At 45.6% G+C, this 16577-nt stretch carries 16 protein-coding genes; 1 reads left to right on the top strand and 15 read right to left on the bottom strand.

The window, feature by feature from the left end; genetic code table 11:
- Window positions 1-655: 655 nt before the first annotated feature.
- The 14 genes from HQK80_03750 to ileS all read right to left on the bottom strand — a co-directional run bounded on the left by HQK80_03750 (window position 656) and on the right by ileS (window position 12421).
- Window positions 656-1258, bottom strand: a complete 603-nt coding sequence (locus tag HQK80_03750; protein MBF0221338.1) for a dTMP kinase — start codon at window positions 1256-1258, stop codon at window positions 656-658.
- A 57-nt stretch (window positions 1259-1315) separates the two neighbouring features.
- On the bottom strand, window positions 1316-2305 hold the full coding sequence (pdxA, locus tag HQK80_03755; protein ID MBF0221339.1) for a 4-hydroxythreonine-4-phosphate dehydrogenase PdxA: 990 nt from the start codon (window positions 2303-2305) through the stop codon (window positions 1316-1318).
- Window positions 2306-2348: 43 nt separating this feature from the next.
- On the bottom strand, window positions 2349-2723 hold the full coding sequence (locus HQK80_03760; GenBank protein MBF0221340.1) for a YraN family protein: 375 nt from the start codon (window positions 2721-2723) through the stop codon (window positions 2349-2351).
- Entirely contained in the window at window positions 2710-3396 is a 687-nt protein-coding gene (locus HQK80_03765; GenBank protein MBF0221341.1) for a ribonuclease HII, read from the bottom strand. The genes HQK80_03760 and HQK80_03765 overlap by 14 nt, the downstream gene beginning before the upstream one ends.
- Window positions 3397-3649: 253 nt before the next feature.
- A complete protein-coding gene (rplS, locus tag HQK80_03770) occupies window positions 3650-3997 on the bottom strand; it encodes a 50S ribosomal protein L19 (GenBank protein MBF0221342.1) in 348 nt (115 codons plus the stop codon).
- 66 nt (window positions 3998-4063) lie between these two features.
- Window positions 4064-4615 carry an RNA methyltransferase gene (locus tag HQK80_03775; GenBank protein ID MBF0221343.1) on the bottom strand — a complete coding sequence of 184 codons (552 nt, stop codon included), beginning with the start codon at window positions 4613-4615 and terminating at the stop codon, window positions 4064-4066.
- Window positions 4612-5367, bottom strand: a complete 756-nt coding sequence (gene trmD, locus HQK80_03780) for a tRNA (guanosine(37)-N1)-methyltransferase TrmD (GenBank protein MBF0221344.1) — start codon at window positions 5365-5367, stop codon at window positions 4612-4614. Before trmD ends, HQK80_03775 begins: the two co-directional genes overlap by 4 nt.
- Window positions 5368-5395: 28 nt before the next feature.
- Window positions 5396-5944, bottom strand: coding sequence for a 16S rRNA processing protein RimM (gene rimM / locus HQK80_03785; protein MBF0221345.1), 549 nt, complete (start codon window positions 5942-5944; stop codon window positions 5396-5398).
- A gap of 58 nt (window positions 5945-6002) precedes the next feature.
- Window positions 6003-6233: a KH domain-containing protein gene (locus HQK80_03790; protein MBF0221346.1), complete on the bottom strand. Its 231-nt coding sequence runs from the start codon at window positions 6231-6233 to the stop codon at window positions 6003-6005.
- A gap of 11 nt (window positions 6234-6244) precedes the next feature.
- Entirely contained in the window at window positions 6245-6502 is a 258-nt protein-coding gene (gene rpsP / locus HQK80_03795; GenBank protein ID MBF0221347.1) for a 30S ribosomal protein S16, read from the bottom strand.
- A 48-nt stretch (window positions 6503-6550) separates the two neighbouring features.
- On the bottom strand, window positions 6551-7912 hold the full coding sequence (gene ffh / locus HQK80_03800) for a signal recognition particle protein (GenBank protein MBF0221348.1): 1362 nt from the start codon (window positions 7910-7912) through the stop codon (window positions 6551-6553).
- 237 nt (window positions 7913-8149) lie between these two features.
- Window positions 8150-9094, bottom strand: coding sequence for an ACP S-malonyltransferase (gene fabD / locus HQK80_03805; protein MBF0221349.1), 945 nt, complete (start codon window positions 9092-9094; stop codon window positions 8150-8152).
- 34 nt (window positions 9095-9128) lie between these two features.
- Complete coding sequence (gene lspA / locus HQK80_03810; protein MBF0221350.1) at window positions 9129-9611, bottom strand: signal peptidase II; 483 nt, start codon at window positions 9609-9611, stop codon at window positions 9129-9131.
- Window positions 9612-9616: 5 nt separating this feature from the next.
- The gene (gene ileS / locus HQK80_03815; protein ID MBF0221351.1) at window positions 9617-12421 is read right to left on the bottom strand and encodes an isoleucine--tRNA ligase; all 2805 of its coding nucleotides are present in this window, start codon (window positions 12419-12421) and stop codon (window positions 9617-9619) included.
- Window positions 12422-12687: 266 nt separating this feature from the next.
- Between ileS and HQK80_03820 the strand changes: the two genes are divergently transcribed.
- The gene (locus tag HQK80_03820; GenBank protein ID MBF0221352.1) at window positions 12688-13443 is read left to right on the top strand and encodes an AAA family ATPase; all 756 of its coding nucleotides are present in this window, start codon (window positions 12688-12690) and stop codon (window positions 13441-13443) included.
- A 155-nt stretch (window positions 13444-13598) separates the two neighbouring features.
- On the opposite strand, the gene HQK80_03825 is transcribed toward HQK80_03820, so the two are convergent.
- Window positions 13599-16565, bottom strand: a complete 2967-nt coding sequence (locus tag HQK80_03825; GenBank protein ID MBF0221353.1) for a flagellar hook-basal body complex protein — start codon at window positions 16563-16565, stop codon at window positions 13599-13601.
- Between the last annotated feature and the right edge of the window lie 12 nt (window positions 16566-16577).

Here is a 16577-nt window from a genome sequence, read left to right on the forward strand (position 1 = left end):
GAGAACGAGGAAAAGCTCCCTGCCTTAGAGCTACTGTTTGCAATTCTCCAAAAGGCCCTTTCCCCATTTATAGCCAAGGACTGAGTAAAATGGAAGAAAGCAATACCATTCTTGTTGTAAATAGTGTTGTAAATAGGGTCTGTTGTAAATAGTGTTGTAAATAGGGTCAGAGTGTAAATAGGGTCAGAGTAAAATTAATCCATGAATTACTTTACTATGTGTGGAGCGGGGTCGGACCAAGCTGATGCATAATAACCTTTCGATATTACAAAGTAAATTTTCAAAATAAGCTGAATTTCTTTTCTTAGATGGCCCATTTCATAGCCACAATGGACGTTCTAAGGTATTCTTGGCTATGGGAAATGCAAGAAAAGAGAACGGATTTTTTTAATCCCTCGCCAGCAACAAATAAATTGGACAGAGACTGAAAATAACAAACAGCACGTTAGGTACATAGAAAAACGAGAATGAAAATCACATATCAAAGCGCTGCACCGGACAAACCGGTAAGCGTAATGGGTGACCCAACAAATTGTTGACCACAAAAATTTGTTAAAAGAAAACTGGGAAGTGTCCCTAGTTTTTTCCTTTTGCAGCGATGCCCCTTGTTGCCAAGGCATTAGCATCGAGTCTTGCTGCAGAATAAAAATCAAAATTACTCAAGCAGTTGTTCAACATATACCATGATTTCTTGATGCACAGCGTCAATATTTTTAAGCCCATCAACTCGACGAATAAAATCCCGTTTCATGCCTGAAAATGCCTGTGAAACTCGACGCAGAGACTCTTCCTGCTCAAAATCGTTCAAGGACTCCTTTCTATACTTCTCGATTCTCAGCACCGACTCTTCAACTGGTAATTCAATAATAATTGCCAGATCCGGGCGTGGAGCAAACTCCTCATTTATTTTAAGAATAGACTCAGAATCGATGCCGGCAGCACCTTGATAGGCAGCCGTTGAGAGATAATACCGGTCAGTCAGAACAACCTTACCTTGACGCAGAGCTGGGTTAATAAGCCTTTCAACATGTTCCTTCCGGTCGCGAATAAACAGTGCCAACTCTTCCTCTTTTGTTACCGAGTTACGATTTGAATAAAGCGCTCGAATCTTCTGCCCATAGGTTCCATCTGTTGGCTCTCTGGTCGCAATCACATCCAAACCACGTTTATGTAATTGTTCGGCCAACAATCGTATCTGCGTTGTTTTCCCGGTGCCATCAATGCCCTCGAAAACAATTAAAAGACCTGTTCGTTTCATTACTATTCCTGCAACGGCTGACACCGGTGGTTAAAAAAATTGAATATCTCTTTGTGGCTATAACAGAATCTTTAAACGATTATTGGCGATCTCAGCCGCCATTTGGAATGCTGCAAGCAAGCTTTCCGGACTGGCAACACCCTTCCCTGCTATATCATATGCAGTCCCATGATCAACTGAGGTTCGCACAATCGGTAGTCCGATAGTCACATTTACGCCATCAGCAAAATGCAGTAATTTAAAAGGAATTAGCCCCTGGTCATGGTACATGCAGACCACAGCATCAAATTTACCACTGACAGCGTGATTAAAAACAGTGTCCGGAGGAAAAGGGCCTTTTACATTCCACATATCAGATGATCTCGTTACCGCTGGGCCAATAACTCTTTGTTCTTCATCACCAAAAAGTCCATCTTCACCGGCATGAGGATTAAAACCTGCGACTGCTATCCTGGGGCTGGCAATACCAAAATCCGTCTGTAACGAACGAGCTGTAAGGTCAATTAATCGACAGACCGCGTCCACAGATAAATGCTTTGCAACCTCGCTTAAGGCTTGATGAATTGTAACCAGTGTCACCCGTAAAGATTTACCAGCCATCATCATCGCATACTCTGTGCTATGGCACAAGTCCGCCAGCATTTCAGTATGACCTGGGTATTTATAGCCGGCGGCATTCAAAGCTGTTTTGGTAATCGGACAGGTCACAAGAGCTGCAACCTGCCCCTGTTGAACTGCGGCAACAGCCCGGATTATGTAAGATGCCATGGCTTGGCCTGTAGTCGTATCAGGCTTTCCCCAGACGAGCTTATGCCGGCTCAAATCAACCCCGTTATCAGTCTCTGGAACCTGACAGACGTAGATCGCCTCCTTACCACAACGCTCGCCGGGCAACCAAGGAATAAACTTTACCTCCAGACCCATGGCGGCGGCGCATTTTTGCAGAACATGAATATCGCCAAAAATTACCGCCCTTGCCGCAAAAGAGTTACTATCCCGATAACTTTTCAGGATAATTTCAGGTCCGATCCCAACCGGACAGCCCATAGTGATTGCAATTGGCAGAGGCCGATGCATGTCGTCTGAAAGTTTAATCATAGCTTAGGTCAAATGCATTTTTAATGAGATCAAACTGTGGCTTTTCGTTCGCTTTAATCATGACGGAAAGTACATCAAACCGGGCATCGCAGTCGTGTAACTCGTACTGATTGATATATGCCAATGCAGCTTTAGAGATCTGTTGCTGTTTTTTGTAGGTAACTGCTTCTGCTGGAACACCATAGCACAGACCAGTTCTGGTCTTCACCTCCACAAACACCAGTACATCGTGATCTAGAGCAATAACATCAACCTCTCCAGCACGAACCCTGAAATTCATTTCTTTAATACAATACCCTTTCTTTTCAAGGTATCGAGCAGCAAGTTCTTCGCCATGCATGCCCAGTTGCTTATTAGTCACCGGCAACAACCACCTTTGGCGCGAAAAACTCCTTAACCCCGGCAAACGATTTGCGGTGGATAGGACAGGGGCCGTGAACCTCCAGTGCCTTACGATGCTCCGCTGTCGGATAGCCTTTGTTTTTAAGAAAATTATAGTGCGGATATTGCCGATGATACGCAGTCATCAAGGCATCACGAGTTACCTTTGCAACAATCGAAGCTGCCGCGATTGAAGCACTACGCGAATCACCCTTAATAAGCGCGTGCTGAGCAAGAGCGACAGGAACTGGAAACTTGCCATCAACTAAAAGAAAATCTGGTTTAAGTGCTAATTGCTCTTGGGATTTTTTCATAGCCAATAGCGATGCCTGCAGAATATTGACGCGATCAATTTTGGCTTCGGATATAACGCCAACACCGATTATCGCACCATTTGCTTTAAGAACATCATAAAGATGTTCACGGGTTTTAGCTGACAATTTTTTGGAGTCATCAAATACGGAAAAATCACAGGAAGGAGGAAGAATCACACTGGCGGCAACAACTGGCCCGGCCAAGGGCCCACGTCCGACCTCATCAACCCCGGCGATTGCCCGATAGCCTTGTCGGGCAAGTTCTCGCTCAAAAGAAAACGTATCTTTTTCTTCGAATAAGGGGAATAAGAATTGAGGCTCTCCACGTAAATTTCCGTTTTTCATCAACGTAACCAACCGGACACCTTACAAGGATTATAGGAGGCAAACTGAAAGAAGAACAGCGGACATTATATAACAAAACCTGCCGGCATTAAAAACGCCGACAGGTTTAATGATAATTGCGTATCTCCGAACCAAATACAGTCGCCCAAACCGAGCGAATCAGGCTGACCTTGGAAACCGGAACCCCACAAAAGCTAAGCCCTTGACAGTATCAAGGAGCTCGGGGTTATTAGGGGCAAAATTACGCAGTCTATTACCGCATACCCCTTTCTTTAATTCGAGCTGCTTTACCACGTAAATCCCTGAGGTAGTAAAGACGAGATCGTTTTACACGACCCAGGGTATCAACCTCAATCTTTTCAAGACGAGGTGAATGTAAGGCAAAGGTTTTTTCCACGCCTACACCATGAGACATTTTACGTACTGTAAAATGAGCACCCATGCCACCACGTTTGCGTTTCAAAACAACACCTTTAAATATCTGCACACGTTCTTTCTCACCCTCAATGATTCTGATGTGAACACTGACGGTATCACCTGGACGGAAATCCGGCAGGTCAAAACGCATACTTTCTCTTTCAATTTTGTCTAACATATTCATAGCCATAATACTCACCCTGTAACTGTTATTTGATCAATATTTGATATACTTTATTAAAAGTCGGTATTAAACACCCAACAACCTATCCAAGATTATAGACACAGCCGAACGCACAGAAAGATGATTATAACTTCCAACTCCGCCAAGTGGAGGAAGTACTGCATCAACGTGATCAAAAAGTTCCACCGACATTCCTGATGCAGTGCCAAACAACAGCAATACAGGTTCATCTCGTTGAAGCCTTTCTTTAACCTCGTCATACCCATGTCGATTGGGCATTTCGCGGGCCGAGGTAGCAAGTATCAGTGGCTTCGTCCCCCACTTTTCTTGCGTTACTGCAAATAACTGCTCAACATCATCAACCAACTGGATTAAAGAAAAAGCCTCTTTTCTATCAGGGTTGTGTCGTGAACCATGACCAGTCTGCCAGTGATCAATTATCTCCTGAACCAATTTTTGCTGGTCAGCAAAAGGGGTAACGACATAAAACGTATCAACCCCATAAGTACGACTTGCACGAGCAATATCATGCAAGTCAAGATTTGTTACTGCTGAGCCAATGAGCTCATTATTCCTATTACAAACCGGATAATGAATGAGTGCAACATCAACCTTCAAATCTTCGTATCCAGCAGAGTTAACTGACCGGCAATACCACTGGAAGCCAACAGCTTCTTTTCTTTCTTACTGAAGGTCACTTCCTTCAAAAGCTCCGGCCGTCGTTCGATCGTTCGTTTCACAGATTCCAACAGCCGCCACTCTTCAATCTTCTTATGATCGCCGCTAAGCAGTACATCCGGCACATCAACACCGGCAAATGATCGCGGCCTTGTATACTGCGGATGTTTCAGCAATCCGCGACTAAATGTATCATTATCGACCGAATCTTCACAGCCCAAGACATCAGGCAGCAAACGAGTAATCGAATCCACAACAATCAAGGCCGCAAGCTCGCCACCAGTTAAGATGAAATCACCAATTGAAATTTCATCATCGACGTAGGCGCTAACTCGCTGGTCAATCCCTTCATAACGCCCACAAAGTAAAATTATATGATCTTTCTTGGCGTACTCCTGGGCCACATTCTGGTTATACAGCCTCCCCTGGGGAGTCATCTGCACAACAAAACCACCAGGATGCAAATTGTCAACATGCTGTAAAGCCGCGACTATCGGCTCGGGCTTCATTACCATCCCCTCACCGCCTCCAAATGGCCGATCATCGGTCATGGAGTGTTTATCAACGGCAAAATCCCTTATATTATGTGCCGCAACTTCAAGCGCCCCACTTTCCTGTGCCCGCTTCAAAATACTCTCTTCAAGAGGAGAGGCCAGCAGATCAGGAAAAATGGTTAATATATCAATCCGCATTGTAATTATTCAGGCAGCTACTCACCACCTAATCCACATCAGGGTCATTTATCTCTAAAAGTCCCGGCAGTGGCGCAATTACCACGGTTTCCGTATCCCAATTAACATCGACAATTATTTCATCAATCGCTGGAATAAGATACTCTTTTCCTTTACCAGCAACCACCAGCACATCGTTACTGCCAGTGGCAATAAGTGCTATTACTTTTCCCAGATCAACACCTTGTTCCGTTACTACTCGAAGGCCCTCAAAGTCGTGCCAGTAAAACTCATCATCTGGCAACTCCGGCATCGCATCTCTGGGAACAGATATTTCAAGTCCAACAAGCTGCTCGGCATCATCCCGACTGTCTATCGACGCCAGTTTTAGAACACAGAATTTACCATGAACCCTGGACTTATTAACAGCAAACGGGGCAATTTCAAGACCACGACTGATAAAAAACTCGCCGTAGCAAAGCAAGTCATCCGCATGGCCAGAGAAAGGCAAAACCTTAACTTCACCTTTGACGCCCTGAGCCTTCACAATTTTACCAACAGACAATAAATCTTCTGGAGTTGTTGATCGATCTGCCATTGCCTGCCTCAACGGTCCATATCCAGCCTGAATTAAATACCCACAGTAGCCTAAAAAGCTACTCTATAATTTCAAGCCTTGCCCTTTTATCAGCCTTACTGGCTGTTGCAGTCAAAAGTGTCCTGATTGCCCGTGCAGTTCGACCCTGTTTACCTATAACCTTACCGAGATCTTCCTTGGCAACACGAAGTTCTTCTACAACCATATCATCCTTGTCAACTTCTTCAACCTGAACCTCTTCAGGCTTGTCGACCAGGGCTTTAGCAATAAAAGTAACGAGTTCTTTCATGACAAAGTTCGTTATTCGGCTACTGGCTGTGGGGCAGCATTCTTGGCTAAAATGCTCTTCACTGTCGTGGTTGGCAGTGCACCTCGATCAAGCCAATACTGAACTTTGTCGTGTTTGAGTTCAACAGAATTAGTCTCAACCATTGGATTATATGTTCCAACAACTTCCAAAAAACGACCGTCACGTGGAGACTGAGAGTCCTGCACAACTATTCGGTAGAAAGGTTGTTTCTTGCGGCCAAACCGACTTAATCTAATTCGTACTGCCATTACCTTGTATCCTCCTGATATATATATCGATATAAAAACAGTTAAAAACTATCTACGCATGCCCTTGGGCCGCTTTCTTTTTTTCTGACCACTTACAGGCCCACCACCAAACATTGGACCTTTCATTTTTTTCATCATCTTAAGCATATCACTATAACTTTTAATGACCTTATTAACATCCTGCACTGAGGTGCCGCTTCCGGCGGCAATTCGCTGTCGTCGACTGGCATTAATGATCAAGTGCTTACGCCGTTCTTCCGCCGTCATTGAATTTATAATTGACTCAACCTTAACAAGCTCTCTCTCGTCAGGTTTAGGCATATTTTTCATCTGCTTGAACTTATTCAATCCTGGAATCATCCCCATGATCTGTTCAAGACTTCCCATCTTCTTAATCTGCTGAATCTGGTCCCTGAAATCTTCAAGAGTAAAGGCATTTTTCTGAAGCTTTTCAGCAAGTTTTTCCGCCTGCTTCTTGTCAACGACCTCTTCGGCTCTTTCAATGAGAGAGAGTACATCTCCCATGCCCAGTATTCTTGAGGCTAGACGGTCTGGGTGAAAAACCTCCAGAGCATCCAACTCTTCGCCAACACCAACAAATTTGATTGGGCAATCTGCTACTTTCTTTATGGAGAGTGCCGCACCACCACGCGCATCACCTTCCATCTTAGAGAGAACAACGCCAGTAATACTCAGCTGTGCGTGAAACTTCTCGGCAACTGAAACTGCATCCTGACCTGTCATAGCATCAGCAACCAGCAGAATTTCCGCCGGTGCCAACACCTTTTTAATATTTGACAATTCGGACATTAACGCTTCATCTACATGAAGACGACCGGCAGTATCTATTAAAAGTGTGTCGTATTTGTAGTGCTTTGCCGCCTCTAAAGCATTGCGGCATATATCAACAGGGTCATGCTCACTTTTTGAAGGATGAACAGGAACCTGGATCGCTTTACCAAGAACAGTAAGCTGCTCAATAGCAGCTGGCCGATAGACATCTGCCGGGACAAGATAGGGACTACGCCCCTTCTTCTTAAGCAATTTGGCCAGCTTAGCAGAGGTCGTGGTCTTCCCGGAACCCTGCAGACCAACCATCAAGATAATTGCAGGCGGTGAACCCGCCAGCATCAACTCTTCCGTCTTACCGCCAAGAAGCTCAATAAGAGCCTCGTGAACCAGCTTTATTATCTGCTGACCAGGAGACAGGCTCTGCAACACCTCGTGCCCGACAGCCTTTTCTGTAACTGACGCTATGAACTCTTTAACAACTTTAAAGTTAACATCAGCCTCAAGCAAAGCGATTCGAACTTCACGTAAAGCGTCTTCAATATTGGCCTCGGTCAGTTTCCCGTGACCACGCAACTTCTTAAAAACACCTTCTAACCGATCTGAAAGAGTATCAAACATAGTATCTACTATTGTATTTCTGGCATCAAGCAACAAAAAGCATAGAACTCAAAGTATGGCGCTTTTCGGTATCTCAATCAAACCAAAAGAGAGCCACATCGAGTTCACAGAAGATTGTTACCGAGCTTGCCAAAACCCTTTGAGCAGCTTGCCCTGTAAGGATTTACGTCAATTATGCACCATTTGAGAATCGGCAACAATAAATCTATCTAGCAAAATTGTCAAGCTTCAACTCGATCAGGCCGTTTGATCCATGAACTTTTGCAGTAGTTCCGGGGTGTCAATCTGAAAGCATCTGTGCGCTCCCCCCTTAGGCAACAAGCGTTTCATAAGCCCAGTCAAAACTTTTTTCGGTCCGATTTCAACAAAGGTCTCAACACCCAGATCAACCAATCCATTAATAGTTTCATACCACCTCACCATTGAAACAATCTGTTCAACCATCACAGAGCGAATCTTCTGCATGTCTGTTTCAATTGCACCTGTCACATTGAAAAAAACCGGGACCTCAGGATCACGCATCTCGACGCTGGCAAATTCACACTCAAACTCCGCCACAGCCTCATTCATCAACGGACTATGGTTGGCAATACTCACATTTAAAGCAACAGCTTTGCCACCTCTTTCAACAGCAATATCCCCCGCTTTGGCCAGCGAGTCCTTTGTTCCAGACAATACTATCTGTTGAGCCGAATTATAATTCCCTATACTGATTTGGTCGGGGCAGGCCAACACCTTGAGAATACCTTCAACTTCGGCAATCGACAGTCCCAGTATAGCCATCATGGCACCTGGATTCCGTGCTCCGGTTTCACCCATAATTCGACCTCGAGCCGCTACAAGTCTGAGGGTGTCTTCAAGAGTTAAAATTCCTGCCGCACATAGCGCCGAATATTCACCGAGACTGTGTCCGGCAAAATAATCTGCTTTCAAACCAGCTTTTTGAGCAACCTTCCAACTCAACAGATTGACAGCGGTAAGTGCCGGCTGAAGACATACTGCTGCAGTCAACTCTTCCATCGGGCCTTCAAAACACAGTGATTTCAAGGGAAAACCACTAATAGCTTCTGCCTGCGCCAGAATTGCTGCCGCATCAGTATCTGCTTGAACAAACTCACTTCCCATTCCAATATATTGGGACCCCTGCCCAGGAAACAATACCGCAACTTTTCCAGAGTTCATCGCTTATTTCACCTTTATTTCAAAACGAATCTTGTTAAAACTGAAGTTTCTTCTGCTTTTTACTAAGAAAGAGATGCCCCATGACAAACAAGGCAACACCGACAGTGATAGCCGAATCAGCAACATTGAAGACAGGCCAATGATAGTCATTCACATAGAAATCCAAAAAATCGATCACCGCCCCCAAGCGCAGGCGATCAATAAGATTGCCGATAGCCCCGCTGGCAATAAGACAAATCGAAAAACCGTACAGACGCGACTCGTCCTTAAACTGTTTATAGGCGGTGACCAGAAAGACCAGAGCTACAATTGCCACAACCACAAAAAAGATATGCCGCCAAGGGCCATAATCACCATTTAAAAATCCAAAAGCCGCGCCGCGATTGGTAATAAAAGTCAGATTGAAAAAACCTGGCACAATTATTTTACTCTCGTAAAGCGCAAAATTATCAACAATCCACAACTTGGTAAGCTGATCACAGGCGATAATTAAAAATATCAGGAGTGCTGCATACATGCGTTTTAGCCTTTTATGATATCGACAAACCCGATCTCGGCCAGGACGCCCACACAGCGTTCACAGGCGACGGGGTGCAAAGCATCCAGCCCTACCGACTGGCTTCGAGTCCAACAGCGTTCACATTTTTCACCACTGGCAGCCTCAACTAAAACTTCTACCCCTGTAAACTCACCAGTATCAACTTCCCCACCCAACGCATCAACCTTTACCAGTTCAGAAACAATGCAAATATTCTGCAATGTCTCCCATTTATCAGCAAGAAACTCTTCTAACTTCTGGGGCACCTTCACAGAAACTCGTGCTTCAAGGGAGTGACCAATAACCTTCTCAGCACGAGCAACCTCAAGGGCCTTGGTAATATCTTTTCGAACCTGAATTAACTCCTCCCATTTTTCGTCCAGATCGGCACGTACATATTCCTTGTGAGCTGCCGGAAATGCAGCAAGAGCCGGATCTTGTTCACGATCTGGCGACTCCGGCAGGTACTCCCAGGCATCGGCGACAGTAAAGGCCAGAACAGGTGCCATCAAGCGCAAAAGACCTTCGGCCAGATCGTAAAGCACAGACTGCGCCGCCCGGCGACTTACTGATTTTGGCGCTGAGGTGTACAACCTGTCTTTTTGAATATCAAGATAAAAAGAGCTCATCGTTACCACACAAAAATTCTGCAAAGCCTGAAAAATTGAATGAAACTCAAAGGTTTCATAGGCTCTCATTATCTTTATCCGCAACTGTTCAAACTGCGACAAAGCCCATTTATCAATTTCCGTCAACTCATCATAAGCCACAACATCGGTTGCCGGGTTGAAGTCATTCAAGTTACCCAGGAGATAGCGAATAGTATTACGAATCTTGCGATAGGCATCTGAGAGATGGCCTAGAATTTCATCTGAAATTTTTACCTCATCCCGGTAATCCTCTGAGGCAACCCAGAGGCGAAGAATCTCAGCGCCATACTTATTTATAACCTTTTCAGGGGCAACGACGTTACCCACACTTTTAGACATCTTCTTGCCTTTAGAGTCCACCACAAAACCATGGGTTAACACCCCTTTATACGGCGCCCTGCCTCTGGTGCCAACTGATGCAATAAGCGAACTCTGAAACCAGCCACGATGCTGATCACTGCCCTCAAGATACAAATCTGCCGGTGAGTCAAGCTCCGGCCTATCCTCAAGGACTGCGGCATGGCTGGTACCTGAATCAAACCAGACATCAAGAATATCCTCTTCTTTCTGAAAAGTCTGGCTACCGCATTGACAGGTAAGTTCGCCGGTAAACTCCTTCACATCTTTAGAAAACCAGGCGTCAGCACCCTCTTTAAGGAATAGCTCATCAATCCGTTTGTTTATGGCCTCGGTATTAGCAACTGTGCCACACTGACTGCATAAAATAGCAGTAATCGGCACACCCCAGGCACGTTGACGAGACAGGCACCAGTCCGGCCTCGACTCCACCATTCCGTATATTCGCTCCATGCCCCATTTTGGGGTCCAGTTAACCGTCTCAATAGCCTCCAAGGCCTTTTTGCGAAGATCATTTTCATCCATGGAGATAAACCACTGCTCGGTGGCCCGAAACATCACCGGCTTCTTGCATCGCCAACAATGCGGAAAACTATGCGACATTTTTGCCTGGGCAACTAAAGCTCCGCTGTCTCTGAGGTCATCACAGATTAACGAATTTGCCTCCGTGGTTTTCATGCCCGCATATCTGCCCGCTTCCGAGGTAAAAACGCCGCAGTTATCAACTGGGGAGAGCACCTCAAGCCCGTACTTCAAACCAGTGATATAATCCTCTCGACCATGGCCCGGGGCAGTATGTACACATCCGGAGCCTGTATCAAGCGTCACATAATCAGCAAAAACTATGAGCGATTCTCTATCAATAAATGGATGTCGGCATTTCAAACCCTCAAGTTTTGCAGATGGAAAATCAGCCACTTTACTGTACTCATCAACTCCTGCCGCTTTCATTACCGACTCAATCAGTTCTTCTGCAACAATTAATACCTCACTGCCTACTTTAACAGCAGCATAGGTGAAATCCTGATGCAGGGCCACGGCCAAATTCGCCGGCAACGTCCATGGAGTCGTGGTCCAGATAACAACAGAAACTGTTTCTCCGGCAAGTTCAGGGATTCGATCTCCAAGGTCTTCAGCGAACTTGAATTTCACAAATATTGAGTACGAAGTATGATCAGCATAATCAACTTCAGCCTCAGCCAAGGCCGTGGCGCATGAGGAACACCAATGAACAGGCTTCTTACTGCGAACCACTGCCCCGGAGATCAAAAACTGATTAAACTCACGGGCAATTGCCGCTTCATAACGATAGTCGATGGTAAGATAGGGGTTCTCCCAATCACCAAGAACTCCAAGACGCTTAAACTCATCGCGCTGCGCCTTGATCCATTTTCCGGCATACGTCCGACAGGCATTACGGAAAGCAAGTTTGCTGATAACCTTCTTCTTTTCGCCTAACTCCTTGTCGACATTGTGCTCAATCGGCAAGCCATGGCAATCCCAGCCCGGAATATAGGAACAGTGGTGGCCCGACATTCGCTTGGAGCGAAGGATAATATCCTTTAAAATTTTATTTAAGGCATGACCGATATGAATATGCCCGTTAGCGTAAGGAGGGCCATCATGAAGTATATAGGCAGGACGACCTTTGGTGCTTTGCTGAACCTTTTCGTAAAGGTGTTCTTTTTCCCATTTCGCCAGAAATTCAGGCTCACGCTGGGCAAGATTTGCCTTCATTTTAAACTTTGTATCAGGTAGATTCAGAGTGGATCGATAATCCATTTGTGTAACTCCAATATGTGATGGAAAACGTTAATTTGCAAAACAGAGAAAGATACCAGCAACGGCTTAATTTGCAAGGCTAAAATTATGGTTTTCAGATCAATGTTTGCGGGCTATAGTTTTAAAGCAAATCGTGAAATCTATCCATGCACCACCGAGTGCACAGAGATCGCAGAGAAATATTTTTTTATCCCAACCCTCTGTGTTCTCCGTGATCTCTGTGTTAAGAAATAATAATTTCATACTATTCAACTACGGAGAGAATAATGCCGAAACTAATTGCTATGGCTGGTAAGGGAGGGGTTGGCAAGACTACAATAACCGCCCTGCTTATCAAATATATGGTCGAGAACAAACTGACCCCTATTTTAGTGGTCGATGCCGATCCCAATACTAACTTAAATGAGCTCCTGGCTTTAGATGTGCGGACGACCATTGGCCAGATCCGTAAAGAGATAAAAGGTGAGATACCAGCACACATGAGCCGTGACCAGTATATGGAGATGAAAGTGCACCAGTCGCTTATCGAGGAGTCCGGTTTTGACCTGATGGTCATGGGTCAACCTGATGGCCCAGGCTGTTATTGCGCCGCCAATCAGTTTCTGTCCATGACCATGGATCACCTGACCGACAACTACAAATACATTCTGGTGGACAACGAAGCAGGCATGGAACATTTGAGCCGCATGAATCTTACCCTTATTGACCACCTTCTGGTTATCTCTGATCCTTCCGCTCGTGGCATCATGACTGCTGGCCGAATTTCTGAGATAACCGAGCCCTTAAAACTTGATGTTCGAAACAAAAAACTTATCGTCAACCGCGTACCAGACCCTGAACCGGAACTGCTCATTGCTAAAATCAATGAGACCGTTGAACACTCCGGCCTGCAGTTGGGCGGCCTTCTTCATGCCAGCCCTGAATTGGTTGAGCAGGAGCTGAGCGGCGGATCATACCTTGAACTGAGCAGTGATATACCGGCAATCAAAGAGGCCTATAAAATATTTGATTCTCTATTCTAATAGCGGATAGCGGAATTTGGCCCGCAGCCATACTCTTATCAACAGCAATTTAGAGTTTCTCTGAATTCCCCAACAGGCTCATAATAAAAAAGAAACCCCGAGCAATGCGTTGCATGTCTCGGGGTTTCTTCTAAATCTCAATTCCGAAATCAAAACTAGCGCTTGATATTAATGAGGTCATTTAGCATATCATCAGTTGTGGTGATAATTTTTGAGTTAGCCTGAAAACCACGCTGCACAGTTATCAATTTAACAAATTCGGTTCCCAAATCTACATTGGACTGTTCCAAAGCATTCGGCGCTATCGACCCTAAACCGTTTGATCCCGGGGCGCCTGTCACCGGCGCACCTGATTGGGTCGTTTCAGAGAAGATATTGCCACCCTCTTTCCGCAGTCCTGCCAGATTACTGAAATTGGCCAGAGCCACCTGGGCCTTTTTCAAGACCTGCCCGTTTGAGTAATGCCCGGTAATAACCCCTTCCACATCCACGGAAACTGACTGCAAAAAGCCAGAAGAAAAGCCGTCTTGATCCTGAAAAACAGTCGTTGAGCTATTGGCGTACTGAGTTGAAGAAAGTGCCTCAGGCTCAAAATTGATGGTCACCACATCTCCGGACTGACTGCCATCCTCGCTGCTTATATCGGCGGCAATAAATTCAAAGGAACCCATGCTTGCAGAGGCAGGTGTTGCACCAGCAACATCTGTCACGGTGGTCCATGCCCCGAAAATATCATGCTGAAAATCCACTTCCGTTGCTGGAGCAATTAATGCTGCAACTTGAGCTGCGGTATAGCCATAGGTTATATCAACAGCGCTTATTCCAAGTTGACTTACAGACGAAACTGTATCAGCTGTTCGCTCAGTCAATACAAGACGACCGGCATTATCAATTGAGGCCTCACAATCAAAATCACTTTCAAGTTGGTCTAACATACCCTGCACTGTTTTTGGCGGTGCCGCACCTGTATCGATAACATAGGTGCTTGTTATAGAAGAGCCATCTGTCTTTGTACCGGAAAAGACAATACTGTCGCCATCGTTTACTCCCCTGGGAAGACCACTATTTACGGCTGACGCACTGTTATCATCATAGACACTGTCCCACTGGGTTGTTGCGGAAATAACTGTTGAGTCACCAGTATTTGTACTAAAGGCCCGCCCTGGCGAATACACCATTCGTTTCGAAGTAGTTATGTTAATTTGCCCTTCAACAGTATCAGCCTTTACCAAAGTAGTTGCGGCGGCATTATCGATAAGGCCCCAGGGGTTTGCTGTGCTGGCCCCAACAGCATTATCATACGCTACCGTGACCTCAAGCACTGTCGATTGAGTTACATCAATCACCCGGATATTTCCCGTAGAGTCCAGCACAGCCTTAACGGTAGAACTTGCCACGGGAGGTGAGCCTGCTGTCCCATCAGCATAAAGATCCGACAAAAATGTTAACAGGTCACTAATCGTATCACCCACGCCTACAGTAAAGGTCCGCGTTGGATCTGCCACATTTGCAGCAAAAGCTGCCGACCCATCCACAGGCCTTCCTGAAAAGGCAAACGTGTCACCCACACCAATTAACTCTGTATCTGTCCCCCGCAACCCAATCAGAGCTGTAGAGGAATCGGTCACTACCGTCGTTCCATTACTGGTAATTCCAGTGCCTGTTTTAGAATAGGTATTTACATTTGTCTGATATGCACCTCCCCAGGGCGTTGCATTATTGCCTGATATTGTCTCAAAACGAGTGATATACAGACTTGAATCACCAGAGGTATTATCACTGAGCTTCAGACGACCAGCTGAGTCAATCGAGGCAGAAACACCAAACGTATTTTCAATCTGGGTCAGCATGTCACCAATGTTTTTGGTTATGTTGACAGTATAGGTGAGGCGATTCGCCACATCGGAACCATTATCGTAGCCTTCAAAGACAAACATATCCCCTTGAACAATCGTGTTACCGTTCGAGTCCGCTACATTACCCCAGGTAGTTGCTGAGGTTACAGCTGAAGACACAGACCCACCGGCAGCCAGAACGCGGGCCCCGGAATCACTTACTAATATCTGGCGTTCAGTCGTGCTGAGACCCTCATAGCGCCCACCAAAATTTATTTCAACCTGCTGATTTGTTGTATCACCGGTGAAGTTGCTTGGAAATTTATAATACGAATCCCCAGCCTCAAGTAAAAGACGATTATCATTTTTGGCCGGATCAACAAAGCCATCTGGCGGAACAGTGAAGGCATCAACCTGAGTCAGGTTTCCAGAGGTATCAAACTTAATTGTGCCGTAGAGAAGGGCTCCTGCCCCTTTATGATTTTCGTAATTATACCGAGTATCAGGATTATAAATAACTTGTTCAGCAGCGCTTAATATCCGTAAATCTTCACTGGGGTCACAGGTTATAAGATACTCCCACTCATTATCATTGACTGTACGATCATAAAATATCGAAATATCATGACTGGCACCCTTTGAGTCGTAAATCTTGATGGCAGTAGTATAATCATATTTGGTCGAATCAATCGGATCAGAGGGATTAACCGCCGCCGCATTTGTCCCGTTCCAGTTTGCAAACAGTCGATCTTCGCTTGTCTCGTTGCTCTCCCTTGAGTCTAGGTTCGCTATAACTTCAATAGTCTGAGTAGCAACAGGTGGGGTATTGGTGCCAATGCCAATATCGCCAATTGTTCCTTCGCGCTCACCGGTTTCAGTAGAAACCTGCCAGCCCTGCACAAAATTACCGACTGGAGTGATTAAAAACCCTTCCTTATTAAAGCGAAATTCACCCGCCCTCGAATACTGGTCTGCCTCAGTGCTGTCAGCCGCACGCAGCATAAAAAATCCCTGACCGCCAATAGCCAGATCGGTTGCCGTTGATGAACTCTCAAAGGAACCCTGGGCAAAAAGCCCGTCAATGGCGCTTAACGTTACACCGCGACCAACCTGGGCCGAACCAGCGGCTGTCGATACCGACTGCGACAAAACATCCTGAAATGTTGAGCGGCTTGACTTGAAGGCTACTGTATTGACGTTGGCAACGTTATCGCCCAACACTGTCATTGCCTCTCCCATAGTGCTTAGCCCGCTGATACTTGCATACAAGGAACTTGAAACTCCCATTGCCTACCTCCT

The sequence above is a fragment of the Desulfobulbaceae bacterium genome (assembly GCA_015231515.1).
GTDB lineage: Bacteria > Desulfobacterota > Desulfobulbia > Desulfobulbales > VMSU01 > JADGBM01.